At 33.5% G+C, this 26,775-nt stretch carries 22 protein-coding genes and 1 other RNA gene; 12 read left to right on the plus strand and 11 right to left on the minus strand.

Going from position 1 to position 26,775, the window contains the following annotated elements; translation table 11 throughout:
* The coding region (locus KWG70_RS05660) for a beta strand repeat-containing protein (protein WP_230935023.1) at positions 1-4,906 on the minus strand (4,906 nt) is incomplete at its 3' end.
* A gap of 37 nt (positions 4,907-4,943) precedes the next feature.
* A complete protein-coding gene (locus tag KWG70_RS05665; RefSeq protein ID WP_230935024.1) occupies positions 4,944-5,396 on the minus strand; it encodes a hypothetical protein in 453 nt (150 codons plus the stop codon).
* A gap of 312 nt (positions 5,397-5,708) precedes the next feature.
* Here KWG70_RS05665 and KWG70_RS05670 point away from each other — a divergent pair, with 312 nt between their 5' ends.
* The 4 genes from KWG70_RS05670 (at position 5,709) to KWG70_RS05685 (ending at position 9,846) form a co-directional block, all read left to right on the plus strand.
* Positions 5,709-6,194 (plus strand): SixA phosphatase family protein, encoded by a 486-nt coding sequence (locus KWG70_RS05670; protein ID WP_230935025.1) that lies wholly within the window; start codon positions 5,709-5,711, stop codon positions 6,192-6,194.
* A complete protein-coding gene (gene ppk1, locus KWG70_RS05675; protein ID WP_230935026.1) occupies positions 6,194-8,245 on the plus strand; it encodes a polyphosphate kinase 1 in 2,052 nt (683 codons plus the stop codon). The genes KWG70_RS05670 and ppk1 overlap by 1 nt, the downstream gene beginning before the upstream one ends.
* Position 8,246: 1 nt before the next feature.
* Positions 8,247-9,152, plus strand: a complete 906-nt coding sequence (locus KWG70_RS05680) for a Ppx/GppA phosphatase family protein (RefSeq protein WP_230935027.1) — start codon at positions 8,247-8,249, stop codon at positions 9,150-9,152.
* 154 nt (positions 9,153-9,306) lie between these two features.
* Entirely contained in the window at positions 9,307-9,846 is a 540-nt protein-coding gene (locus KWG70_RS05685; protein WP_230935028.1) for a porin family protein, read from the plus strand.
* Positions 9,847-9,919: 73 nt separating this feature from the next.
* Here the strand turns inward: KWG70_RS05685 and KWG70_RS05690 are convergent, their stop codons facing one another.
* The 4 genes from KWG70_RS05690 to dnaX are packed head-to-tail and all read right to left on the minus strand — an operon-like array spanning position 9,920 to position 14,360.
* Entirely contained in the window at positions 9,920-11,446 is a 1,527-nt protein-coding gene (locus tag KWG70_RS05690) for a T9SS type A sorting domain-containing protein (RefSeq protein ID WP_230935029.1), read from the minus strand.
* Positions 11,447-11,483: 37 nt separating this feature from the next.
* Positions 11,484-12,065, minus strand: coding sequence for a tRNA-(ms[2]io[6]A)-hydroxylase (miaE, locus tag KWG70_RS05695; protein ID WP_230935030.1), 582 nt, complete (start codon positions 12,063-12,065; stop codon positions 11,484-11,486).
* Between the two features lie 2 nt (positions 12,066-12,067).
* Positions 12,068-12,631 carry a hypothetical protein gene (locus KWG70_RS05700; protein WP_230935031.1) on the minus strand — a complete coding sequence of 188 codons (564 nt, stop codon included), beginning with the start codon at positions 12,629-12,631 and terminating at the stop codon, positions 12,068-12,070.
* Positions 12,632-12,641: 10 nt separating this feature from the next.
* Positions 12,642-14,360 (minus strand): DNA polymerase III subunit gamma/tau, encoded by a 1,719-nt coding sequence (gene dnaX / locus KWG70_RS05705; RefSeq protein WP_230935032.1) that lies wholly within the window; start codon positions 14,358-14,360, stop codon positions 12,642-12,644.
* Positions 14,361-14,462: 102 nt separating this feature from the next.
* Here dnaX and rnpB point away from each other — a divergent pair.
* The 4 genes from rnpB to KWG70_RS05725 all read left to right on the plus strand — a co-directional run bounded on the left by rnpB (position 14,463) and on the right by KWG70_RS05725 (position 19,213).
* Positions 14,463-14,804, plus strand: an RNA gene (gene rnpB / locus KWG70_RS05710) — RNase P RNA component class A.
* 77 nt (positions 14,805-14,881) lie between these two features.
* Positions 14,882-16,510, plus strand: coding sequence for a tetratricopeptide repeat protein (locus tag KWG70_RS05715; RefSeq protein WP_230935033.1), 1,629 nt, complete (start codon positions 14,882-14,884; stop codon positions 16,508-16,510).
* Between the two features lie 86 nt (positions 16,511-16,596).
* A complete protein-coding gene (locus KWG70_RS05720; RefSeq protein WP_230935034.1) occupies positions 16,597-17,601 on the plus strand; it encodes a T9SS type A sorting domain-containing protein in 1,005 nt (334 codons plus the stop codon).
* A 34-nt stretch (positions 17,602-17,635) separates the two neighbouring features.
* On the plus strand, positions 17,636-19,213 hold the full coding sequence (locus tag KWG70_RS05725; protein WP_230935035.1) for a T9SS type A sorting domain-containing protein: 1,578 nt from the start codon (positions 17,636-17,638) through the stop codon (positions 19,211-19,213).
* A gap of 121 nt (positions 19,214-19,334) precedes the next feature.
* Here KWG70_RS05725 and KWG70_RS05730 read toward each other — a convergent pair whose 3' ends face one another.
* The 5 genes from KWG70_RS05730 to KWG70_RS05750 all read right to left on the minus strand — a co-directional run bounded on the left by KWG70_RS05730 (position 19,335) and on the right by KWG70_RS05750 (position 22,953).
* Positions 19,335-19,862 (minus strand): nuclear transport factor 2 family protein, encoded by a 528-nt coding sequence (locus KWG70_RS05730; RefSeq protein WP_230935036.1) that lies wholly within the window; start codon positions 19,860-19,862, stop codon positions 19,335-19,337.
* 17 nt (positions 19,863-19,879) lie between these two features.
* The gene (locus KWG70_RS05735) at positions 19,880-20,635 is read right to left on the minus strand and encodes a hypothetical protein (protein WP_230935037.1); all 756 of its coding nucleotides are present in this window, start codon (positions 20,633-20,635) and stop codon (positions 19,880-19,882) included.
* A gap of 233 nt (positions 20,636-20,868) precedes the next feature.
* On the minus strand, positions 20,869-21,402 hold the full coding sequence (gene rsmD / locus KWG70_RS05740; RefSeq protein ID WP_230935038.1) for a 16S rRNA (guanine(966)-N(2))-methyltransferase RsmD: 534 nt from the start codon (positions 21,400-21,402) through the stop codon (positions 20,869-20,871).
* Positions 21,402-22,208, minus strand: coding sequence for a DUF3822 family protein (locus tag KWG70_RS05745; protein ID WP_230935039.1), 807 nt, complete (start codon positions 22,206-22,208; stop codon positions 21,402-21,404). The genes rsmD and KWG70_RS05745 overlap by 1 nt, the downstream gene beginning before the upstream one ends.
* A 1-nt stretch (position 22,209) precedes the next feature.
* Positions 22,210-22,953, minus strand: coding sequence for a hypothetical protein (locus KWG70_RS05750; protein ID WP_230935040.1), 744 nt, complete (start codon positions 22,951-22,953; stop codon positions 22,210-22,212).
* A 204-nt stretch (positions 22,954-23,157) separates the two neighbouring features.
* Between KWG70_RS05750 and KWG70_RS05755 the strand changes: the two genes are divergently transcribed.
* The 4 genes from KWG70_RS05755 (at position 23,158) to KWG70_RS05770 (ending at position 26,772) form a co-directional block, all read left to right on the plus strand.
* The gene (locus KWG70_RS05755; protein ID WP_230935041.1) at positions 23,158-24,585 is read left to right on the plus strand and encodes an ATP-dependent DNA helicase; all 1,428 of its coding nucleotides are present in this window, start codon (positions 23,158-23,160) and stop codon (positions 24,583-24,585) included.
* A gap of 134 nt (positions 24,586-24,719) precedes the next feature.
* The gene (kdsB, locus tag KWG70_RS05760; protein WP_230935042.1) at positions 24,720-25,451 is read left to right on the plus strand and encodes a 3-deoxy-manno-octulosonate cytidylyltransferase; all 732 of its coding nucleotides are present in this window, start codon (positions 24,720-24,722) and stop codon (positions 25,449-25,451) included.
* Positions 25,448-26,152 carry an HAD family hydrolase gene (locus tag KWG70_RS05765; protein WP_230935043.1) on the plus strand — a complete coding sequence of 235 codons (705 nt, stop codon included), beginning with the start codon at positions 25,448-25,450 and terminating at the stop codon, positions 26,150-26,152. Before kdsB ends, KWG70_RS05765 begins: the two co-directional genes overlap by 4 nt.
* Positions 26,152-26,772, plus strand: coding sequence for a CatA-like O-acetyltransferase (locus tag KWG70_RS05770; protein ID WP_230935044.1), 621 nt, complete (start codon positions 26,152-26,154; stop codon positions 26,770-26,772). The genes KWG70_RS05765 and KWG70_RS05770 overlap by 1 nt, the downstream gene beginning before the upstream one ends.
* Positions 26,773-26,775: the final 3 nt, after the last annotated feature.

The following is a 26,775-nucleotide window of genomic DNA, read 5'->3' on the forward strand; positions in this document are numbered from 1 at the left end:
TATCACAAGAATCAGCAGCACAAGCTTCAAGGGCAGCGATATTGGCTGCATTCCAATCGTTAGCTAATTGTTCGTTATCATCACCAGAACACTCAATCGACTGATCAGTTACAGAACAGTTATCAAGATTAGGAGGCGTTGTATCTTCAAGAGTTAATGTCGCACTCAATGTTGTTGCGTTACCACAGTCATCAGTAATGGTATAGACAACAGCGATTGTTCCGCCTTGACCACAAGTAGATACTAAATTGGTATACGTATAGTTTGATGTTACAGTTACACCAAGATCATCGGCACAAATTTCAAGTGCAGCGATATTAGCTGCATTCCAATCGTTGGCTAATTGTTCGTTATCACTACCAGAACACTCAATAGACTCATCAGTAACAGTACAGTTTGACAAATCAGGAATGGTTCCATCATCAAAGGTTAATGTAGCAATTACAGTAGACACATTTCCACAATCGTCAGTAATAGTATATGTAACATTTAGTGTTCCACAAGGACCACAAGTTGTATTAAGGTTATTAAAATCGTAATCTGAAGTTACTGTCAGATCAGTATCACAGGCATCTGTAGCACAAGCCTCAAGTGTAGCAATGTTATCTGCATTCCAAGCATCGGCAAGTGTTTCGTTATTAGTGTCTGAACATTCTAATGTGGTATTTTCTACAGTACAAGATGAAACATCTGGCGCAATAGTATCCACCACTGTAATTGTTTGTGTTTCAGATATAGTATTACCGCAGTCATCAGTAGCCGTCCAAGTTCTAGTAATTGTTTCAGTGTTTCCACAAGCATCAACAGATGTATCAGTAAATGTTACTGTTGTATTTCCACAGGTATCAGTAGCTGTGGCATTTCCGGTAGCAGCAGGATCAGTACTTTCAGTACATTCAACTGTAGTATCTGCAGGAATCGTTAACGTAGGAGCAGTAGTATCTACTACAGAAATGGTTTGTGTATCAGATGTTGTATTTCCACAATCATCAGTAGCCGTCCAAGTTCTAGTAATCGTTTGCGTATTTCCACAACTAGTTACAGATGTATCGTTAAATGTTATAGTAACATTTCCACAAGTATCAGTAGCTGTAGCATTTCCAGTAGCAGTTGGGTCTGTACTTTCGGTACATTCAACTGTAATATCAGCAGGAATTGTTAACGTAGGAGCAGTAGTATCTACTACAGAAATGGTTTGTGTATCAGATGTTGCATTACCACAATCGTCAGTCGCCGTCCAAGTTCTTGTTATTGTTTGTGTACTACCACAAGCATTAATCACAATATCGCTAAAAGTTACAGTTGCATTTCCACAAGTATCGGTAGCTGTAGCATTCCCAGTAGCTGAAGGATCAGTACTTTCAGTACATTCTTGAGTGACATCACTTGGTATATTTAAAGTAGGTGCTGTAGTATCTACTACAGAAATGGTTTGTGTATCAGATGTTGTATTTCCACAATCGTCAGTAGCTGTCCAAGTTCTAGTAATCGTTTGTGTATTTCCACAACCAGTTACAGATGTATCGCTAAACGTAACCGTTACATTTCCGCAAGTATCAGTAGCTGTAGCATTTCCAGTAGCAGCAGGATCTGTACTTTCAGTACATTCAACAGTAGTATCTGCTGGAATCGTTAGCGTAGGAGCAGTAGTATCAACTACAGAAATAGTTTGTGTATCAGATGTTGCATTTCCACAATCATCAGTAGCAGTCCAAGTTCTAGTAATCGTTTCAGTATTACCACAACCAGTTACAGATGCATCGCTAAACGTAACCGTTACATTTCCACAAGTATCAGTAGCAGTTGCATTTCCAGTAGCAGCAGGATCTGTACTATCAGTACATTCAACTGTAGTGTCTGCTGGAATCGTTAACGTAGGGTCTACAGTATCCTGAACGTTTATTGTTTGTGTATCTGAAGCTGTATTTCCACAGTCATCAGTAGCCGTCCAAGTTCTAGTAATCGTTTGCGTATTTCCACAACCAGTTACAGATGTATCGTTAAACGTTATAGTAACATTTCCGCAAGAATCAGTAGCAGTTGCATTTCCAGTAGCAGCAGGATTTGTACTTTCAGTACATTCAACTGTAGTATCTGCAGGAATCGTTAACGTAGGAGCAGTAGTGTCTACTACAGAAATGGTTTGCGTATCAGATGTTGTATTTCCACAATCGTCAGTAGCCGTCCAAGTTCTAGTAATCGTTTGCGTATTTCCACAACCAGTTACAGATGTATCGCTAAACGTAACCGTTACATTTCCGCAAGTATCAGTAGCTGTAGCATTTCCAGTAGCAGCAGGATCTGTACTTTCAGTACATTCAACAGTAGTATCTGCTGGAATCGTTAGCGTAGGAGCAGTAGTATCAACTACAGAAATAGTTTGTGTATCAGATGTTGCATTTCCACAATCATCAGTAGCAGTCCAAGTTCTAGTAATCGTTTGCGTATTTCCACAACTAGTTACAGATGCATCGTTAAATGTTATAGTAACATTTCCGCAAGTATCAGTAGCTGTAGCATTTCCAGTAGCTGAAGGATCAATGCTTTCTGGACATTCAACAGAAACGTCGTTTGGTATTGTTAATGTTGGAGGTGTATTATCCTCTACAGAAATAGTTTGTATTTCCGAAGCTGTATTTCCACAATCATCAGTCGCCGTCCAAGTTCTAGTTATTGTTTCAGTATTTCCACATTCTGAAACAGTGGTGTCTGTATAATTTACGGTTACGTTTCCACAGGTATCAGTAGCCGTAGCATTTCCAGTATTAATAGGGTCTGTACTTTCTCCACATTCCACAATTTTATTTTGAGGAATAGTCAGAGTAGGAGCTGTTGTATCAACAATAGAAATAGTTTGCGTATCAGAAACTGAATTTCCACAATCGTCGGTAGCCGTCCAAGTTCTAGTTATTGTTTCAGTGTTTCCACAAGCATCAACTGAGGTATCAGCAAATGTAATAGTAACACTTCCACAGTCATCAATAGCAGTTGCATTTCCTGTATTTGCAGGATCAGTACTATCGTTACATTCTACGGTTGTATCATCAGGTATTGTTAATGTAGGAGGAGTAGAGTCTTCTACAATAATATTTTGCACATATTCTAAAGTTGCACCACATTCATCGGTAAATGTCCATGTATTGGTGTAAGTACCATTAGAAGGGCAGTCTGGGTCTACAACAAACGCACCAGACGTTTTAGTGATAGTAAAATCACATTTATCAGTTTCAGGTTCGAGATTTTGTGCATCATCTAAGGCATCAATATCTGAACATTCTACAGTTCTATCCAATTCACCAGGTGCGGTTTCCCAATTAACAACAGGTTGAATAATATTTATAGTTAAAGGGAGCTTATTACCTATATTACAATCACCTAAAGCTGAAGAACTTAAAGTTGATTGGTTATTTGGATTTTGAACACCGTTATAATTTGCAACAAATTGTAAATCAAATGATAAATCACAGTTCTCTTCTAAGAAATAGCACTCGTCCTTAATAATAAGATCAAAATCGATTGTTAATTCTGGGTCTCCTGCATCTACCATTCCATTCTCAAAGTCAAACACAAGTTCTCCTGTATTTGAATTAAATGTATATGTAATACCAGACGGTAAATTGTTTGGAGTAATGTTTTCTATTTGAGGTGGTAATGTTGCCGAAATGGATAAATTTACGGCATTGTCATTTCCTTTATTTATAACTGAAAAGTTAAAACCTAGTACGTCTCCAGGATTAGAAGGACTTGATCCTGAGTCCATCACAACCTCAATAGGATCTAGATCCGGAGCCCAAACATCGACGGCAAGTCCAACCAAATATAACCCATAAGTTTCTTGATTAGATGTTAATCTTAAAGTTGCAGACGTTTGATTGTTAGTAATTATGCTATTAGAAGGATTATCAAGTTCAAATACAGCAGCATCAAAGCCCAATGTATTCAAACTAGCAGGGTTTCTATCTGTAAAATTTGAATTACCAAGCGTTATTCTGCTATTAAAAAAGTTGTTACTTGATCTTTGCGGTGCAGAAATAGGAACAAAAGTGTTTAAAGGTGTTCTAATTTGTAATTGATCACCACTTAAATCTTGATCACCTTCTAAAGAACCTATTACAACATTTGCATTAACATCACCAGTAGGTACAGTTTGAAAACCACCAAAAGTGATGTCAAAATTATTTGTTGCTGCGGTTACATTAGCATATCCATCAAATAAACCTATGTTTTTTGATGGGAGCTTCGGACTTTCATATACAAATACAATTTGCCATCCACCAGAAGTACCAATGGTTCCACCATCATGACCAATTACACTACCAGTCTTGGCTTCGACATTTGCTACTTGATATGTTCCAAAAGGATCGTTTAAGCCTGATACCATGCTAGTAATATCCTTAACACATATATAAGGATCATTATAAACATGGGTATTCCTACCTCTAAAAATGATATCATCTGCCGTTAAGGTCGTATATGAAGCTTGACCAGGCAGCATAAGTTTTATGTCATTATAATTCCAATCTGGTTGGTTTTCTGAGTTTGGATCCGTATCAGGTTCCCTATCTGCTGCAGCCCAGTATAAATAAACTTTGTAGACAGATAAGCATGATAGTTGAGGTTCAGGATTTATGAAATTAGCACTACTAGAGTTAAATGTAGTGGCATCATTATCGATATCTACATACACATTATTTGTAAAATCGTGATTTCCATCACCACCATTATAGTTTCCAGTCGCAGTTCTGGATAACATATTATTAGCGATCATGGTTACATCTCCTTTTACCGTTTCATTAAAACGAGGAGTGAACGGATCTAAAACCTGTGCAGACGCATAGATTCCAGATACAAACATAATCACGCTAAGTATGTTTTTTATTTTGTTATGATTAATAGCATTTTTCATAAGTCCTAATTTTGATTTGTGGCCTAATTAGATTGTACTAATTAAAACTCTTGGGATCTGGAATTAATGATTTTATTAGTATAGGATTGCTTAAGGATTTTCCTGTTTTTGATATCGCTTTAACTTCGGAACAGTTCCACGTGTTAAGTTTAGTGTTTTTTGGTCTAGATATTTTAACGTAAAACTCTAATGTCTCACCAGCTCCAATGCTCATGCTTTCGACAATATTACTTTTTTGTTTGTTTAAAGTATTCTGCTTAAGCACAACTTGTTTCTGAGCACTAACATTTTCACATGTCACATTTTCAGTGGAAATACTAAACTCTATGCTTTTATTTGCATTGTTCGTTATTTCCATTAAGTAGAAATGCTCAGTTTCATTGACGGTTTTGTCTGAATCCTTCTTTAAGGATAAGCTCAGCTGCTCTTGACCAAAAAATGATTGAAAGCCAAAGCATGCTATTAAAACTGTAATTACAATTTTTTTCATGTTTAAATTAATTAACAATATGTTATATTTCGCTAAGCGATGTTTAAAAAAAACAAATAGAAGTGATAGGAACTTTGCGGGCCTTAATCAAATTTTCTATTCTTTTTGAGGGAAGAACATTGGTAACCAATGTTTGGTAAATGGATATATTAATATATTTTTGATTTGGGGTCATTAAACTTTAATTTAACTAAACAAAAGAACTGATTACGAGTACCTTTGACAAATTTAAATGTTAAAGGGAGCAAAATACTCGTTAAAACGGAAATATACAACATTTTATCGGTAAAAAATGCACTTAATCGAATATCTATGAAAACAATAATACTGGTCAGACATGCAAAATCTTCTTGGGAATACGACGTAAGTGACCAAGAAAGACCCTTAAAAAAGCGTGGAATAAATGATGCTAGCCTAGTAGCTAATGCTTTCACAGAAAGACTGTTAGTTCCAGACATTGTGTATTCAAGTCCGGCTAATCGTGCTTTATCCACCTGTAAGATTTTTATGAAAATTTTAAAAATTGAAACGGATTTGTTAAAAATTCATGCAGATCTCTATGATTTTGGAGGGGAAAATGTGATTAATTTTATAAAAAAGTTGGATGAAGATTATCAAAAAGTTATGATTTTTGGACATAATCATGCATTCACATCTATTTGCAATATATTTGGTGATAAATTTATTGATAACCTTCCAACAAGCGGTTTAGTTGTTATAGATTTTGATGTAAATTCATGGTCGGAAATTAGCCATGGAACAACACGATTTATGATTTTGCCCAGAGATTTAAAATAATGACAAAAGATAAAAACAGTTACATAAATAGAGAATTAAGTTGGCTTCAGTTTAATGAACGCGTTTTACAAGAAGCAGCAGATGAAAGTGTTCCATTGATTGAACGCTTTCGTTTTTTAGGTATTTTCTCCAATAATTTAGATGAATTCTTCAAAGTGCGATATGCTACAGTTAAGCGTATTGATGAAGCCGGAAAAGGTGGAAAAAGTGAGCTAGGAATTAAAGCGGCTGATTTATTAGAAATTATTACTCAAGTTGTTATTAAACAGCAAAGCAAGAGCTTGGACATTTTGAGTAATATCCAAAAGAAGTTAGAAAACGAAGGTATCTATATTATAGATGAAACTCAAGTTGATGATGAACAACATTCATTTATAAAAAATTACTTTATTCAGCAGATAAGTCCAGCATTGGTGAACATTGTTTTAAGCGATTCAGTAGACCTTCCGCATCTCAAGGATAGCGCTGCGTATTTAGCTGTTAAAATGGAATTGACCAATACAGAAAAGCAATTCGCTCTTATTGAAATTCCGAAGTCTATGGATCGCTTTGTTGTTCTTCCAAAGAAAAATGACAAATGCTATATCATGATTCTTGATGATTTGCTGAGGTATTGTCTAGATGATATTTTCAACATATTCAGTTATAATAATATCACAGCGAATATGATTAAAATCACTCGTGATGGTGAATTGGACTTTGACAGTGACTTGAGTAAAAGTTTTATTGAGAAAATTTCAGATAGTGTAAAAGACAGACAAATTGGTGATCCTGTACGTTTTGTATATGATAAGACCATTGATGAAGAAACACTTGAATACTTAATGACCAAAATGGGGATTGACTCAAAGGATAGTGTAATTCCTGGTGGTCGCTACCATAACAGACGCGATTATATGGGCTTTCCTAGTTTAGGAAGAACAGATTTGTTATATCAAAAAATTAATCCGCTACAAATCAAGGGCTTGAGTCTAGAGCGAAGTATTTTTAACACTATAACCAAAAAGGATTACCTGCTTCATACACCTTACCAAGCCTTTTCATATGTGGTTAAATTTTTGCGTGAAGCTGCATTAGATCCAAAAGTAAAAACGATAAAGATCACCATATATAGACTAGCACAAATTTCACATATCGCGAGTTCTCTTATTAATGCGGCTAAGAATGGTAAAAAAGTAACTGTGGTTATCGAATTAAGAGCGCGATTTGATGAACAAGCCAATATCGATTATGCCGAGCAAATGCAGGATGAAGGCGTTAATATGCTCTTTGGAGTTTCTGGTTTAAAAGTACACAGTAAGATTTGTGTTATTGAGCGTGAAGAAGGAAAAGGTGTAAAGCGTTATGGTTTTATAAGCACAGGTAACTTTAATGAGTCTACAGCAAAAATATATACAGATTTCACGTTGTTTACAGCGAATCAAAAAGTACTTAAAGATGTGAACAAAGTGTTTAATTTTTTTGAAACTAATTACCGTATTTATCGATATAAGCACATCATTACCTCACCACATTACACCAAATCTAAACTATTTGCACTTATAGATGCTGAAATTGAAAACGTGAAACAAGGTAAACAAGCCTTTATTAAGTTAAAACTAAACAGCATTTCGAGTTACAAAATGATAGATAAACTCTATGAAGCTAGTCGTGCTGGTGTAAAGATTCAAATGATTGTTAGAGGTATTTGTTGTTTGATTCCTGGAGTTAAAGGTATGAGCGAAAATATTGAAGTTATTAGTATCATTGATAAGTTTCTTGAGCATACAAGACTATATGTGTTTTGTAATGATGGCGATCCAAAAGTTTATATTTCTTCCGCAGATTGGATGACACGTAATATAGAAAATAGAGTAGAAGTGAGTTGTCCTATTTATCAAAGCGATATTAAGCAAGAGTTATTGGATGTTTTTGATATTTGTTGGAATGATAATGTTAAAGCTAGAGTGATTGATGAAACCCAAAGCAACAAATATCTTAGAAATGAGAAAAATAAAGTTAGAGCTCAATTTGCACTATATGATTATTTTGAAAATAAACTGAAATCTTAATATGCTATCCATAAAAAAATATGCAGCAATAGATATAGGTTCGAATGCTGTAAGACTTTTAATTTCTAATATAATTGAGCAAAAAGGAAGACCTGTACAGTTCAAGAAGAGTTCGCTAGTTCGTGTGCCTATTAGACTTGGCTCTGATGTGTTTTTAAATGGCGAAATTTCCGAAGACAATAAAAAGCGTATGCTGGATACGATGACTGCATTTAATTTATTAATGAAATCACATAAGGTAGTCACATATAAAGCTTGCGCTACATCAGCAATGCGAGAAGCTACTAATGGGAGGGAGATAACAAAACTAATTTTAGAACAAGCTAATATAGACATCGATATTATTGATGGTGAAGAGGAAGCGGCTATAATTGCGGCTACAGATTTACATTCGTATATAAAAGAAGATAAAACCTATTTGTATGTTGATGTAGGAGGAGGAAGTACCGAGTTCTCTGTAATTCATCTCGGAAACACCGTAGCATCTAAATCGTTTAAGATTGGGACAGTGAGATTGCTGAATGATATTGTAAAAAAAGAAACATGGTCAAACTTAGAGGATTGGATTAAGCAAAACACTAAAGGCTATGACAAGGTAGACCTCATTGGTTCTGGAGGGAATATTAATAAAATATTCAAGATTTCTGGAAAGTCAATGGGAAAACCATTGACCTATTTTTACTTGACGTCTTATTACAATAGGTTACAAACCTATTCTTATGAAGAGCGCATCACAGAACTGGATCTAAATCAGGATCGTGCTGATGTTATTATTCCGGCTACACGTATTTATCTTTCTGCTATGAAGTGGAGTGGAGCCAAAGACATTTATGTACCAAAAATTGGTCTGTCCGATGGCATTATAAAGAGTATTTACTACAATACAGTTTCTAGCGTAAACATTTAAATTTAAGTTCGTTTAGCGTTTTTTTGGGCGTAACACCCAATATTTATTTTGTATGTTTAATTTTCATTATATATTAGCCTACTCAAATCTTTGCTACGTATTAGCATAATTTTGATACCCTCTCAATAGAACGAGAACCCTAAATAAAATAGTTATGCAAATAAAATCAATTGTACTTACGTTAGTATTCGTTGCCATGTCTACATTGTCTTTCTCACAAGAAGTAAGCTATGGTGTTAGAGCAGGTGTTAATATTTCAAATTTAGATTTTGATCCTGATGCAACCTTTGTAAATCAGCATAGAAACGGATTTGCCTTTGGCGGATTTGTTGATTATGGGATTACTGAGACTTTTTCTGTTCAATTAGAACTTCAGTATTCTGCAGAAGGCGGAAAAGCAGATGATATAAGAGCAGATTATATCCAAATGCCAATTATGGCGCGTTTTTCTTTAGGTGATAAGTTTGCTTTAGGTGTCGGGCCAATGGTAAGTTTAAAAACATGGAAAAATCAAGATGCCTTTTCGACCTTTACGTTTTCTGGTATAGGTGGAATTGAATATATGATTAATGACGAATTGTTTGTTGATGCTCGAGTGCACTACGGATTAAGCAATATCTTGGATGAAGACACGTCTAACGGATTAGAAGCGCAAAACACGACATTTCAGTTTGGATTCGGAATTAGAATCTAACAACAGGATGTAATGATATACTAGAAAAGCTTCAGTTTGACTGAAGCTTTTTTTGTGTTTTTTACTGAAATATCTATTGCTTGATAAATTTGAGTATTTCAAATTGAACACTTGAATTATAGACTTTTAAGAAGTACAATCCAGATTGCAATTGGGTTACAGCTAGTGAGTTTGATGTAATGTTACCAGTCATGACGCGTCTACCAGAAATGGAATAGATTTCATATGTTGCATTGGTATAGTCTTCCGAAAAACCTATGGTATTTGTTACTGGGTTTTGATCAATCTTTAGTTGAGATGAATTCAATTCAATATCATCAACCGACAAGGCTTCCCTTCCATAAACAGCTTGATTTCCATTAGAAAGGTTGGTTACAACTAAAGTAGCGTCATCACCTGTTCCTTGAATCTCATAATGTAGCTCTGTCGTGCTATCTGGTCCACTGCTTAATACTTGTGTAAAATAATAATTTTCAAAAAGCTCTTCTTCAGCAGTATCACAAAAAGCTAAAGTCACCGAAAAATTTTCGGTGTTAAAGCTTTGTTGTGGATTAAGATAGTAATCACCGTAAAAACCATTACATACTCCGCTTCCTTGTACCACATAGCCAATACTGTTTGGTGTTGTTTCAAAAGTAATGGAGGGAACAGCTCCAAAAGGGACAGATATTTGATTAGAGTCTATTACTAGGTTATATACAAACCATTCTCCTAGTAAATTAGTAGTTGGAGGTTCTAAACTGCCAAAAGTTAGAACTTCACCAATCGTATTAGTTAGTACAAGTGTTTCTCCATTATTTTGAAGATCATAGCTTAAAGGCATACTATCGCTATCACTTAAGATAGAGGAATACAAAGGAGTATAAGTCTCGGGGTCACATGAATTTGTTGTTTGATCAAATATGACATAATTAAAATTAGCTTCATTATTTGCTCCATATATTCCATGTGTTCCAGTTATTTCATTACATCCATCAAAAGTGGGTGCGTCATTCCCAAAAATCGGACCTAAGGTGCTATAAGTTAAAAATTCTATTGAAGGAGAAATAGAGGGTAGTGTATAGGTGATACCTGTATCGGTTTCAATATTCGCTAAATACCATGTTTTATTAAAAATAGTTATTGTAGGAGCTTGCCTTCTGTAAACTAAAAAATTATCATCACTGTTCGTAATAGTAAGTATTTCGTCCTCTCCATCACCAGTAATAGTATAACTTAAATCTTGATAAGGAAAAATGTAGAATCCAATTATTTCGAGAAATTTATCATAATATCTAGAATGGGCTGTTGTTCCATCACAAGAATCTAAATTAACAAAATAATCATTATCAAAAGAAATACTATTCTCGTTTGGTAAAGTATATAGACCCACAAATCCTGAACATCCGCCACTACCTGAAAAATCAAACATATTATCATTGTCAGATAAAGTATTGATATTAGAAAAATCAAAGTTAAATGATCCAAAAAAATAATTGTCTAGTTGATTACCATCAATGTTTAAGTGCTGTAAGTACCATAAGCCTAACAATTGCTCATCTTGAGCTGTTACCATAGGTGAAGTAAAAAGGCATATAAGGACAAAGTAGAGTTTTTTCATAACAAGCAAGATTGATTTTTCTTACAAGTTAAGAATTTTAACCATGAATGGTCTCGCTTTTACCTAAATCTTTCATGATATTGGCTTCAAATTCAAGCAATTGTTGCCATTTCTCATCAACTTCTGTACGATCTCCATATTGTCTGGCAAAACCTAAAAACATGGTGTAGTGATTGGCCTCGCTGACCATTAGTTTTCTGTAAAACTCAGCTAGGTCTTTGTCTTGTAATTCTTCAGAAAGTAACCTGAAGCGTTCACAGCTCCTGGCTTCGATCAAAGCAGCATACAATAAGCGATGTACTAACTGCGTCGTTCTACTGCCACCTTTTGGAAAGAACTTGAGTAATTGTAAGACATACTCATCTTTTCTATCACGACCAAGAACCCAACCATTTGCTAGGATTCGGTCATGAACCATTTTAAAATGACTAATTTCTTCTTTAACGAGCGCTGTCATCTCTTTAACCAAATCTGTATATTCAGGGAAGCTTACAATTAGTGAAATAGCCGTACTGGCAGCCTTTTGCTCACAATACGCGTGATCTGTAAGGATGTCTTCTACGTTCTTTTCAACAATGTTGACCCAACGTGGATCTGTTGGTAGTTTTAATCCAAGCATAATTAACTGTGATCTTCAATTAGTGTTAAACGCTCTTTTCCATTTTTATCGATGAGCATTTCGTAGAATTTATAGGCTTTGTTATTCGGATTTACAAAAGAGATACCCAATGCTAATGTAGTTGTATTTGAGGCGTCTTGATCTATCCAAATATGTTCGAGCGTAGCATTTTTCCAAAATTCTGAATTTGAATAATCTCTAAATTCTTCTGCTGAAATATGCTTTTCGTATATTATTTTATCAGAAACAGCCACTAGAATATCAGATTCAAAAACACGATGGTACTTTGTAAGTTCTGTACTGTTTTTTGATAAAGAATGCACAGGAATTTCGCTATCCATTGATGTGTAATTTTTTATGCTCACAAGAAACGTATTTGAAATTACTGAATCTGTTTTTATTTCTGTGTATGTTTCAGGATAATAGGACTTTAAAGATTCAATTTTAAAGTTTTTATTGAAATCTGAAACAGCATTTTCTAATCGCTCTTTTTTACTAGTTCTTCTATCACAAGACATCAAAACTAACACTAATAAACATGGAACTAATAGGATTAACTTTTTCATGATATATGTATTAAATGTCTAAACCAAATGTTTTTCTAAGCACCTCGATACTCGGATTTTTCTCTTTTAACTTCTCATATTTTTCTTGAGTTGTAAAAGCATATTTCTTTGAAATCTCTTCATTGACACTAATATCGAGTTTTAAATTAAAATTCTGAAGTGTTTTACGCAGAAATTCCATTAAAGGATATTGTGCTCTTTCTAATTCAACTCTCAAAGTATCGTTTGGAAATTCAAGCTGTATATCTGTTCCATTTAATCCTGGCTTGCCCATTTCTAAGATGGAAGCCATAATTTTCTCGCCTTTTTTATGCAATTGAGCAATATAGGCATTCCAGGCGTCATGAAATTGTTCTTCTGTAAACTCTTCAGTTGGTAAGTCATCAACATCAATAACAACCTCCATTTGCTTAATTTGATGTTCTTTTTTGGCTCTAATACTTTTTAGAGATAATCCAGAAGTACGCTGATCTTTCTTTAATTCTAAAACTGGTTTTGGAGGTTCGGCTGTAATAGGATTGTCAATCACATTTTGATTGTCATCTTTTACAGTCTTTGCCTGTGGTACTAAAGTTTCCTTAGACTTCGGAATGCTAACCGGAATTGGAGTGATGCCCTTAGCTTTAAAATAGGATGGCGGAATTATGTAATGTTTGCTATTTTTTTTTTCTCCATCAAAAGTGATAGAGGCAAGTTGCATTAAGCATAGTTCAACCAGTAAGCGTTGATTTTTACTGCTTTTATATTTTAAATCACAGTCGTTGGCAAGCTCTATGCCTTTTATGAGGAACTCATGAGGCGCTTTTCTTGATTGTTCTAGATATTTTGCTTTGGTATCATCACCAACTTCAAGAAGTTCGATGGTCTGCTCATTTTGACAAACCAATAAATCTCTAAAATGCGAGGCTAGACCAGCTATAAAGTGATGGCCATCAAAACCTTTAGAAAGTGTATGGTTAAACTGAATGAGTAATTCTGGTATTTTATTGTCTAAAATGAGGTTAGTACTATTGAAATATGTTTCATAGTCTAGAACATTTAGATTTTCGGTAACGGCCTGTCGTGTAAGTTCTTTTCCAGAGAAGCTTACCACACGATCAAAAATAGATAAGGCATCACGCATGGCACCATCAGCTTTTTGAGCTATGATGTGCAAAGCATCATCTTCGGCATTTATACCTTGCTCTTTGGCGATATACTTCAAATACTCTTTAGCATCTTTTACTGTAATACGTTTAAAATCGAAGATTTGACAACGCGATAAGATTGTTGGAATAATCTTATGCTTTTCGGTAGTGGCTAAAATAAATATACAATGTTTAGGTGGTTCTTCTAACGTCTTTAGAAAGGCATTAAAAGCGGCTTGAGAAAGCATGTGAACCTCATCAATGATATAGACCTTGTATTTTCCAACTTGTGGCGGAATACGAACCTGATCTGTAAGACTTCGAATGTCATCAACCGAGTTATTAGATGCGGCATCTAATTCGAAAATATTAAAAGCAAAATCTTCATCATCAGTTTCTGAACCGTCACTATTAATCATCTTGGCCAAAATACGAGCGCAAGTTGTTTTTCCAACACCTCTTGGGCCAGTAAACAACAAGGCTTGGGCTAAATGATTATTTTCAATGGCATTTAATAATGTATTTGTAATAGCTTGTTGACCAACAACATCCTTGAATGTTTGTGGTCTGTATTTACGTGCAGATACTACAAAGTGTTCCATGAAAAAAACTTAGAAGAACAAAGTTAAAAATTCAGTTTAAAATTAAGAATTATGTCGCTTTAATTTAGGAGGAGTTATTAACAATTAATTGTATTTTTGCACCAAGCAGATCGCCTTATCGCAGTGGCATTTATTGTCTCTGAGGAAAGTCCGAACACCATAGTGCAATCATAGTGGTTAACAGCCATCCATCGTAAGGTGAGGAAAAGTGCAACAGAAAGAATGTACAGGTTAAGCTGTAGTGAAATCAGGTAAACTCTATGTGGTGCAATGTCATGTATACCAACGCTTGAGTGCTGCACGCGCGATTGTTGGAGGGTAGGCAGCTAAAGTTTGCTAGTAATAGTAAACGTAGATAAATGATAAGGGCTTTTCTTTTTTTGAGAATTCATTTTCTCAAAAAAAGAAAATGTACAGAATTCGGCTTATAGATCTGCTTTTTTCTTTTTTGACACGTTTTGACACTTTAGTTATGGTCGTTTTCTTCTGTTCTGATTTTTGATAATCATTAGTTTTATAACATGAAATGTATTATATCATATATCCTATTTTTTTCCTTGTCACTTTCAGTTTTATCTCAGGAAATAGATAGTGTTAGAGTTATTTTAGAAAGTAATTTAAAGGAAGCAAATTCAGATGCTCAAAAATTAAAGGCTATGTTGGCTTTGGGAGAACTTGAATTGGATCATAATTTTACAAAAGCAAAGTATATCATTAATGATGCATTTGAATTAATTAATAAAACACCTACAAAATTCACTAATCATGAAAAGGCTTTAGTATTAGTTCAATATGGTGTGCTTAAAAGACGTTTGGGTAAACACGTTGAGGCTTTAGATAGCTACCTCCAAGCTTTAAAACGATTTGAGGTAGACGAAGACAATAAAAATATAGCAGATGTGTATCATAACATCGCAATGGTCTACAGGTCACAAAAAGAGTATCGTAAATCAATTCAATATTTTAAAAAATCTATAGCAGTTAATCAGGCTTTAGATAATAATCACGGCGTGGCACAGGCGACTCTAATGCTTGGAGTCTCTTATAGTAGTACTAAACAATTAGATTCGGCATTGATTTGTTATAACAAGGCAAAAGCCATTTTTAATACACTTAATGCTGACGAACAACTTCAAGAGGTTAATGACAATTTAGTAGCGATTTATAGAAAGCAGCAAGACTATGATGCGGCTTTGAATCTTAGTTTAAAAAACGTCGATTATTCGAAGCGTAAAGGAAAGCAATTGGCTTTGTGCGGAAATTACTATGATACCGCTTTAGTTTATGAAAAACTTAAAGCCTATAAACTGGCTGGTAAATATGTAGATTCCTCAATAAAATTAGCAAAGAAGGAAAAATTTATTCATCGTATAGCAAAAGGCTATAAAAAGCGTTCGCAATTATGGAATAAATTAGAGAATTATGGAGCAGCATATAGAGATTATAAGCGTTTTAAAAAATATTCAGATTCTATTTTTAATATAGAAACGGTATCACAAATTCAAGAATTAGAACTGAAATATACTTTTGAAAAAGAACAGCAAGAAGCTAAATTGATTACAGAAAATGAACGCTCCAAAAAATGGTTGTATTTAGCTTTGTTTATTCTAACATTAATTGGGGCCATTACGATCACCTTATTAGTACGAAAAAATTATAGAAATAAAATTGAATTAGCACGTATAAATCATAAAGCCGAGACACTGTCTTTAGATCAGGAAATTAAAAATAAAGAAGTTAATGTTAAACAACTTATTGCAGATAATACGATGCGATTGGATTTTAAAAAGGAATTATTGGATCGCATTAGAAATGGTAATGAGACAGCAGATGCTAAAGAATTTATTTCAAAACTCGCCAATGATTTAAGGCTTCAAATTGAAACAGAAAGTAAATTATCTAATTTGCAATATACCATCGACGCTACGAATATATCATTCGATACTATTTTGAAAACACGCTTCTCTGACTTAACAAAAGGGGAGCGAGAAGTTGCTTCTTTATTGCGCTTAAACTTGAGTGTAAAAGAAATTATGACGATTCGTAATGTTTCTGAAGACTCTGTTAAATCTATGCGTCGTCGTATTCGGAAGAAAATGCAAGTTCCTAAAGCACAACGTATAGAAGATTTTATTCAATCGCTCAATTAAGACTTTTGACACGTTTTGACACGTGTCTTTTGTCGGTTTGAAACATTTAGCTATGTATTTTAGCAGAAATTTCAAACCCTTAATCGATGAAACCTACTTTCTTACTGTTACTTTTTAGTTTACTAACATACAGTACTAATGCTCAAATCACTCAAGATAATACGGCATTAAGTGGTTTAGTACCTTCAGACTCTCCAGTTGCTATTACTGTACCTACAGGGAATAATAAGGCGTTGATTATGGTGATCAGCGATGCTAGCTCAGCTCAAATTTCTGATATACAAAATTTTAATGGCTTGCCAGTATATAGCTTAAATGATTCTAGTTCTGAGACTAAAGTTTTCATAGTCTACTTAGGTGATGTCACTACCGAATTTGTTGCAGATTTAAATTTTTCAAAAGGTATAAATACAGTATTTACTTTAAATAATGTAGAGCAAACTATAGATGATACTAAACTTAATGATTTTGAAAACATCATTGGGCAAAAGCCTGTATTTATGCATTTAGGTAGTTTAAATAAAGAGCCAGGTGATTTTGTAATAAATGGATTTGAAATAAGTAACTCACTTGGAGGTGAATGCACACAACCAGAGTTTAGTGTTTTTAATTCTCATGGAAACACAGTCAACCTTGAGTTTGAACAATCTACTGGAGTAGGATCGGGTCTTCAATGGACTATTTATTCGTCTATTGTTTCCAATTCTAACGAGTTTACAATTTGGTCTTTAGCAGATAATTGTTTCGATGATACCACTGGTCGTTATGCTGATGACTTTCGATATTATGCAGTTAGACACTATAGTATTATTATAAAATCTGTACCAGCACAAACACTTACAGTTATAGAAGATGAAAATGAGCAGGACTTTAAGGTATTTCCAAACCCAGCACATACAATTCTAAATTTTAATAGAGAATTGACAGGAATCTATAAAGTTGTTGATATACTCGGCAAGGTAGTTATTGAAAAACATACCAGTAATACCTATAAAAATATAGATGTCACTCATCTTTCTTCAGGTACTTATGTATTAAAATTTACAACCGAAAACAGTACAGTTATTGAACATAAATTTATTAAAAACTAAACCTATAAATTAATTTAACCTCAAACCCTTTTATATGAAACATATTTACTTACTATTAGTTCTACTGGCATATACATATGCAGCAAACGCACAATATACAGTTATTCCAGATGCTAACTTTGAAACTGCTTTAGCCCCCTATGATGATATTCCAGGTGACGGCCAAGTACCGACCAGTAATATAAATACATTAACATTCTTGAGTGTTGAAAATAACAATATAAGTAGTCTCAATGGGATTCAAGATTTTACGGCTCTAGAACAGCTAAGATGTAATGATAATAATCTTATGACTCTAGATTTAAGTCAGAATTTAAACCTTCAAAGATTACGCTGTTATAGTAATCCGCTAGTTAATTTGGATCTGTCTAATAATCTTCAACTATTTGAATTAAGAAGTTATGCTTGTCCTTCACTTACGAGTTTAAATATTGCCAATGGAAATAATAGTAACATCAATCATCTTAACATCTCTTCTAATACAAATTTAACATGCGTAGAAGTAGATAACCCAACTATAGCAGATGATTGGAACAATAATATAAACTTACCAGGAACATACTCGGCAGGATCTAGTGTTGTTTATTGTGTTTTAGACGTAAACGAAACTTATGTGCCAGATGATGCTTTTGAAGCGTATTTAGAATCCAACAGTTTAGGTAATGGAATTGCTAATGACAATAGAGTTGATAAGAGTTTAATAAGTACAGTAACTTCAATTAACCTAGGAAACCTGGGCATTATAGATGCCATTGGTATCAACGAGTTTGTCGCTTTAGAAACCTTGCAGGTTAATGATAATAACCTAGAGGTCATTTATTTAGACAATTTAATCAATTTAGTTACGTTTAGAGCAACTCGCAATAACTTAGTTACGTTAGATTTAAGTAATAGTACAAGTCTTGAGGTTCTTATTGTAGATTCAAATAATCTGTCTACACTTTTATTAAATTCAACCGTATTAATATATTATCAAATCGCTGGGAATAACTTTTCATCCATAGATTTAACTAATTTTCCATTATTAGAAAGACTCTTTTGCGGTGGAAATAATATATTAAACTTGGATGTTAATAGTAATCCAGAATTAATTACAATAGAATGTCAGAATAATGATATTGAAAGTCTTGATGTATCAAACAATCCAGATTTAGTTAGCTTATTAGCTTTCAATAATGCGTTAACCTCTTTAGATGTTAAGAATGGGAATAATGGTATCATGACTACTTTTAGAGCCGATAACAATACTAATTTATCGTGTGTAGAAGTTGACAATGAAGTAGCAGCTACAAATGGTTTAGGGAATTATTCAAGTTGGATGAAAGATGCTGGTACTGTATATTCTGAAGATTGTGCTGCTACGTTAGGTACAAACACCTTTGAGTTAAATACTATTTCTGTATATCCCAATCCAGTTGTAGATATTTTGAATATCAATGCAACTAATAATGAATTAAAAAGATTAGATATATTAGATATTAATGGTCGACTAGTGATTACAAAATATAACAGCTTTGAAAACGTAGATATGCATCAATTGAATGCAGGTGTATACTTTATGAGGCTATACAACAAGAGTGCTACTAAGACACTTAAACTTATTAAGCAATAGTATGTTGTAATAGTTAATAAGTTTATTTTTAAGATTATATAGAGGCTTTATGTGCTACAAACTTAAATAAAGAACCCTTTACAAGTTGCAAAGGGTTTTTTTATGTATTTCAAAACGACTACTACTTAGGAGGTGTAATCGTAAAGCCTTGACTTTCTAGAATGTTTAGCATGTCGTAAAAATAGCGTATGAAAACAATTTTACCATTATCGATAAGCGAAACCGTGTGATACGGAATTGCAATTGTTTTCCCCGTTTTTTTGTCGGTTACAGTATTTGTTCCCCAGGATAATAGCCATTCGCCTTCGTTCCAGTTATTTTCAACTTTAACAGGCAAATATAAATCACCACTTATAGAATGTTTGAATTGGTTTGTACTTTGGGTAAAATAAGTCTTGTGCTGTTCTACATTTAAAGAATCTAGACCACCACCAAGTCCATATATCATGGCTTTTTCATGAAGTTGAGCATTCATTTTGTCAACGTTTCCTTCTTGTAGTGCATCTGTGTAATTTCGAATAAGCTTATTAGCTATTTCAGCATTTTCAAATTCTAAAGTAACCTTTGGTTTAGTGTCTTGAGCATAAGTGTATATTGGAAATAATAAGGCTACTGTAAATAGAGCTGCTATATTTTTTAAAGATCTCATAATTGAATTGTTTTGGATTAATTAGAAGGATTATAACTCAGGTCAGGTCTAATATCACCTTCAACTTGATCATACTTTGAGGTAAGTTTAATTACATTAAAGAATGTATCTCCTTTGTCATCACCAAAAAGTTCATCATTTTCTTTGCCTCCTAAAGCTATTGCGACATCGTCTTTACCTGCAATAGATACCATGTAGTAACTCTCAGCACTTCCAAAACCACTGTGATAAATATCATAACCATTTTTGATACCTTTAGATTTAAACAGTTCTTTTACTTTGGTCATTGCTTCTTTCATAGCTTTGGCATTTTTTGGCGGATAATATAAAAAGTGATACTCTCTATGATTTTTGCCTTCAACACTATAGCCCTCAGGGTTATAAGAAAGTTCAGGGCTATAATGCACAATAGCATTACTGTGCGAATCATAGCATTGATCCATAGCCTCAAATAACTTTCCTGCAGCATCTCCCATTTTTTCAAAAAGCGGTTCCATTGGGTTTTTATCTAAGTCTGCCATCTTTTCAATAGGAGAAACATAGACATAGCGACCATCCTCAACACTTATGGTCGTCCAATTCACACCTTTGATATCGTGTTTCTCACAATTGTCTTTGAGACTTTTGGCGGCTTGTTCGTATTGGGGGATTTTTTCAAATTTCACATTGTCTGTATGAACTACAAACATGGTAGGCGCATCTTGTGAATGCGAAAAATTGACTGCAAATACTACAGAAATTAGGATAACTAGTCCTCTTTTTAAAGTTTTCATAATTAATTGATTTAAGTTAATATGTTGAATGCTTAATAGCCATTAATTAATCATAACACGGCAGTTTAACTGTAAATCGGGAGGACAATAAAGTAAGTAGGAAATCGAGTCTTAGCTCAGAAGTGAGGTATATAATATAGTTAAAAAATATTATTAGGATTTGTACTACAAAGAAATGTAAGAATGCACTTATATACTAGAGAAGAATTACTTAAATATAAAAACAGGTAGATTTACTCGAAAAAACTAAACATGTTGCCTCCATAGCTTTTTGAGTGTGAGTAATGCTCTAGGTGTGATAAATCGGTATGTTTTGAATGCTCAACTATCAATAAACCATCGTCTTCTAACAGGTCATTTTGAAAAACTAACTGCGGGATATTTGCAAATGCTTCAATTGGAAAATTGTAAGGAGGATCGGCAAAAATAATTGTGTTTTGTTGCTGACTTTTTTCTAAAAATTTGAAGACATCACTTTTAATTGTAGAAATATTCATTTCGAAACTTTCTGCAGTCTCATTGATGAATTTGATACAACCATAATTCTCATCAACGGCTGTAATGCGCTCTGTTCCTCGAGACGCAAATTCGTAGCTAATGTTTCCTGTTCCAGCAAACAAATCCAATACAGATATCTCATCAAAATAAAACTGATTATTCAAGATGTTGAACAACGATTCTTTTGCCATATCTGTTGTAGGTCTTACAGGCAGCTTTTTGGGAGCAGTTATTCGACGTCCTTTATATTGACCAGATATAATTCGCATTAGCTAAAACTATTTAGAATGATTAGATTGTTATGATCAGAGCCAGACTCAATATTTACACCATTTATATAGTTATGATGTGGTTTCAAAAAGTCTACGAATCTAATATACTTATACACTATATTATAATAATCATCACCATTTTCAATCTGACCAGATATCACTGTTTTTAACGTTTCTGGGTTGAGTTTAAGCTGCTCAATACTAAATAAAATATAATAAATAAAGTCTTCTTTGGTATGGTACTCAAACGTGTTGTAAAACCCTAACTTCCCATCTTTAATGTAAATGATTTCAAAAGTAGAAGGGTTTACATTGATATGCATCTTTTCTTCATTTGATTCGGCGATTTGAAGTAAAGTTTCTATAAGTATCGTAGAAGAATGCTTATAAATGAAGCTTCCAAATGTATCAAAAATATAATTATTGATATTTACTAAAGGCACATAAATATTAACGCTCTTATTGGTTGGTAAACGATCAAAACTTATGAAATCTGTTTGTAATATTTTGGCATTAAATTTCAGATAGTCTGCTAAGTTCTTTTCATCAAATATAGCTTCTGGCACAAGGCAGGATAGTTCATTTTGATAGATGCAAGTTATAGAATCAAAAGCTTGTTCAAAATCGGAGTTGGATTCTATAATGACTTTTAGATCGTTAAGAAGCTCAAAAGGTGTAGCCTTTTTTTCTAAATGAACATGTTTTAATAACTCAATAGTATTAGTTGAACGATTTAGAATGCAAAAAGAAAGTCCACTCAAACGAATTTGAATGGACAGTGCTTTTATACTAATTTGTTTCAATTTACTCTTTTTTGGTTATGAGGTTTTTAGGCCAATTCCCTTTGGTAACATCTTCCTGCATAGACCCTACTTTTAATTTTGGTCCTCTTACGCCATCAACAGACATTACTTCTTTTTCTTTTTCTACTAGATTTTTTTCTTGGTCATGTAAAATAACATCTTTTGATACAGATGCCTCAAAAATCGCAATACCAGAATCATCAAGTTTTCCTGCTTCAAGCTTAAACTTAGCGCCATCAGGTCCAACACCTTCAGGAAGATTCATCATGGTCTTATAGCGAGGATCATCACCAAAAAGAGAATCTCTAACTGATACAAAATCTAATGTATCAATAATTACGATATCTCTAGTTGTTTCTACACCACCAAAACGACGCGTTAATTCTTCATCTATAATAGTTGAATCTCGTCTTTGCGTAATTGTAAATTTGGCAGTATCAATAAACCTAATTAAATCATCAAAGTTTCCAGCAAAATTTTTATTCACTGTTCGATGTGCTAACTGTGCATCTCTAATATCAATTAATTTTGCAATAACTGATCTATAACGCTCATCTTTGAGTTTGTTAAACTTAATTTCGCCGTACACCGACATGAAAGTAAGATACCCTAAAAAGACGATCAACGCCCAAAGAACTATATTTAATATAGGTTTTAATTTTTTGGGTACAAATTTATCGATTAACCAAACGATACCAATTGTAAGTAAAATAAGGCCTACAACTACAAGAATTACTTTTAACATAGTTAGTTTTTTTATATTGTTTTTAGGAGTTACGCAAATCTACAATTTTTTTTTGTTCGTTAAAATATTGTAGAGAAAATTCAATTAAAGGTGAAAGATATAAAATTACTTTCATATTATATAACAAATTTTGCCATGTAATCCCATAAAATTATTATGTTTTAAATCATATCTTGCGTTTTTATTTGGATTTCAATTACATAGATGACTGCATCAGATTTTTATAAATTACTCATTCACAAGTTTCCTTTCGAGCCTACTATGAAACAAACAGTAGCGTTAGAGCAATTATCACAATTTGTTTTTGATAATTCTCCCAATGCTTTATATCTTTTAAAAGGATTTGCTGGAACTGGGAAAACGAGTATTATTGGTGCTTTAGTTTCCAATTTATGGGAAACAAAGAAAAGTGCAGTTTTAATGGCTCCAACTGGTAGAGCAGCAAAAGTAATCTCTAATTATTCAAAAAAAGAGGCATTCACCATTCATAAAAAAATATACTTCCCAAAGAAAGATAGAGGAGGAGGTGTGAAATTTGTTATGCAGCCTAACAAGCATCGAAATACAATCTTTATTGTTGACGAAGCTTCAATGATTCCTGATACACCTGCAGATTCTAAAAACTTTGAGAGCACATCATTGCTAGATGACCTTATTCAATATGTGTATTCTGGACATAAGTGTAAACTCTTATTGATAGGAGATAAAGCACAATTGCCTCCAGTAAAATCAGATCTTTCACCAGCATTAAATCAAGATAAACTCGATTTAAATTATAACAAAAGAGTAACTTCTATTGAATTGGATGAAGTAGTTAGACAAAACCAAGATTCAGGAATCTTAAATAACGCCACACGTATCAGAGAGGTTTTAGAAAACGAGTTTTACGAGTCTTTTAAGTTTGATCTTAATGGATTTACCGATATTGTTAGGTTAATTGACGGACACGAAATCATGGATGCCATAAATGATTCTTATAGTGAGCATGGCCATGAGGATACTGCTATTATTGTGAGAAGCAATAAGCGTGCTAATCTTTACAATCAGCAAATTAGAAATAGAATTTTGTTTAACGAAAATGAATTGACTGTTGGTGATTTTTTAATGGTTGTTAAAAATAATTACTTTTGGATTAAACCGACTACCGAAGCTGGGTTTATAGCTAATGGTGACATCATTCAAGTTTTAGAGATCTTCTCAATTACCACACTTTATGATTTTAGATTTGCTGAAGTCAAAGTACAAATGGTCGACTACCCAAAAATGCGTCCGTTTGAAACCGTTTTGCTTTTAGATACCATTGAAGCCGAAACACCATCACTCACTTATGAAGATAGTAATAGATTGTACCAAGAAGTTCAAAAAGATTATGAAGATGAAACTTCAAACTATAAGAAATTTTTAAAGATAAAAGGCAATAAGCACTTTAATGCCTTACAGGTTAAGTTCTCGTATGCGATTACCTGTCATAAATCTCAAGGAGGACAATGGCACACTATTTTTGTAGAGCAACCCTATTTGCCAAACGGTATTGATAGGGATTATATGAGATGGTTGTATACTGCTGTGACTAGAGCTAAAGAGAAACTCTATCTCATTGGTTTTAAAGATGAATTTTTTGAAGAGGCATAGAAATTTCAATATTGTTAAGACATAGTTTATCACGAGCTTACGAGAAACTTGTTTTAGTTTGTAAAAAGATTAAAAGAAGTAGGACCAAAATCACATAAAAGTTTTATTTTTGATATTCAACCTATTTCGGTCAAATGAAGATAATATCTATGATACCTGCACGCTATAGTGCATCTCGATTTCCAGGAAAACTTATGCAAAATCTTGCAGGGAAGACAGTTATTTTAAGAACTTATGAGGCCACTGTTGCTACAGATTTATTTGATGATGTTTATGTGGTTACAGATAGCGAAACTATTTATGATGAGATCGTTAATAACGGAGGAAAGGCCATCATGAGCCAAAAAGAACACGAATCTGGTAGTGATCGTATTGCCGAAGCTGTAGAGAATTTAGATGTTGATATTGTCGTAAATGTGCAAGGAGATGAACCTTTTACTGAGCGTGAAAGTTTAGAGAAAGTGCTTGGCGTATTTAAAGATGATCACCAAAAAGAAATTGATTTAGCATCACTTATGGTTGAAATTCATGATTGGGATGAAATTAATAATCCTAACACAGTTAAAGTCATCGTCGATCAAAATAATTTTGCGCTTTACTTTTCAAGAAGCCCTATTCCTTTTCCGAGAGATAAGGAAGCGGGAGCTCGCTATTTCAAGCATAAAGGGATTTATGCATTTCGAAAAGATGCCTTATTGGACTTCTATACATTACCAATGCAATTTATAGAAGCTACTGAAAAGATTGAATGTATTAGATATTTAGAGTATGGTAAGCGCATCAAAATGGTTGAGACCACAGTTGAAGGCGTAGAAATAGATACGCCTGAAGATTTAGAACGTGCAAAAAAACTTTGGAAAAATTGAACGTAGAATACCAACATATTAAAGTCATCGGATTTGACGCAGACGATACATTATGGGTAAATGAAACCTATTTTCGTGATGCCGAATTAGAATTTGCAAAACTCATGGCGCCTTATGAAACAGCTAACAAAATTGATCAAGAACTGTTTAAAAAGGAAATGGACAACTTATCATTATATGGATATGGTGTTAAAGGCTTTGTATTGTCAATGGTAGAATCTGCGATTGAGTTATCTAACGGTTCAGTGTCAAATGATACTATAGAAAAAATATTAGCTATTGGTAAGGATATGTTAAACAAACCAGTAGAGTTATTGGATGGTGTCGAAGAGACGTTAAAAAATCTGTCTCTAGACTATCGATTAATCCTAGTTACAAAAGGTGATTTGCTCGATCAAGAACGTAAACTTGAAAAATCAAATTTGAGTTCTTATTTTCACCATATTGAAGTATTGAGTGATAAAAAAGAAATCAATTATTCAAAATTGCTGAATCATTTGGATATAAACCCTTCAGAATTCTTGATGGTAGGTAATTCATTGAAATCGGATATTTTACCACTCGTAAACTTAAAAGCAAAAGCTGTTCATGTGCCTTTTCATACCACTTGGTTACATGAACAAGTAAACGATCAAGATACAAAGCAGAAAGACTACAAAACAATATCTAGTTTATCAGATTTAAAAACCATTTTAAATTAATGAAAATTATAGATCTAGATACTTGGAAACGCCAAGCACATTATGAACATTTTAGTAGGTTCAAGGATCCATATTTTGGTGTCATAATTCCTTTTGATGTAAGTCAAGCCTATCGGTTTTCTAAATCAAATCGAATATCTTTCTTCGGAAAATATTTGCATGATTGTATGAAAGCGATAAATGATGTTGACGAGTTAAAACTTAGGATTGAAAACGATGATATTGTTCAGTACGATATAATTAATGCATCTGCTACGATTATGAGAACCAATAAAACCTTTGGATGCTCATATATTGAGTTTGATAATAAATTAGAAGATTTTTTAATCAATTTAGATAAAGAGAAAAAAAGAATAGAGCATTCAAATGAGTTATTTCCAGAGCGAAATGATTTGTCCTGTGTACATTGTTCTGCATTGCCTTGGGTGAATTTTTCAGGACATAAAGAACCTGTGTCTGGTGCAATGGAGTCTGTTCCTAAATTAGCCTTTAGTAAAATTGAGAATCAACAGGACGGAAAACTTATGATGAACGTATCTATACATGTAAATCACGCTTTAGTAGATGGTTATCATGTTGGATTATTTTCTGAAAAATTCCAACATTATTTAAATAAGTAAAGA

Source organism: Psychroserpens luteolus, assembly GCF_021032705.1.
Lineage (GTDB): Bacteria > Bacteroidota > Bacteroidia > Flavobacteriales > Flavobacteriaceae > Psychroserpens > Psychroserpens luteolus.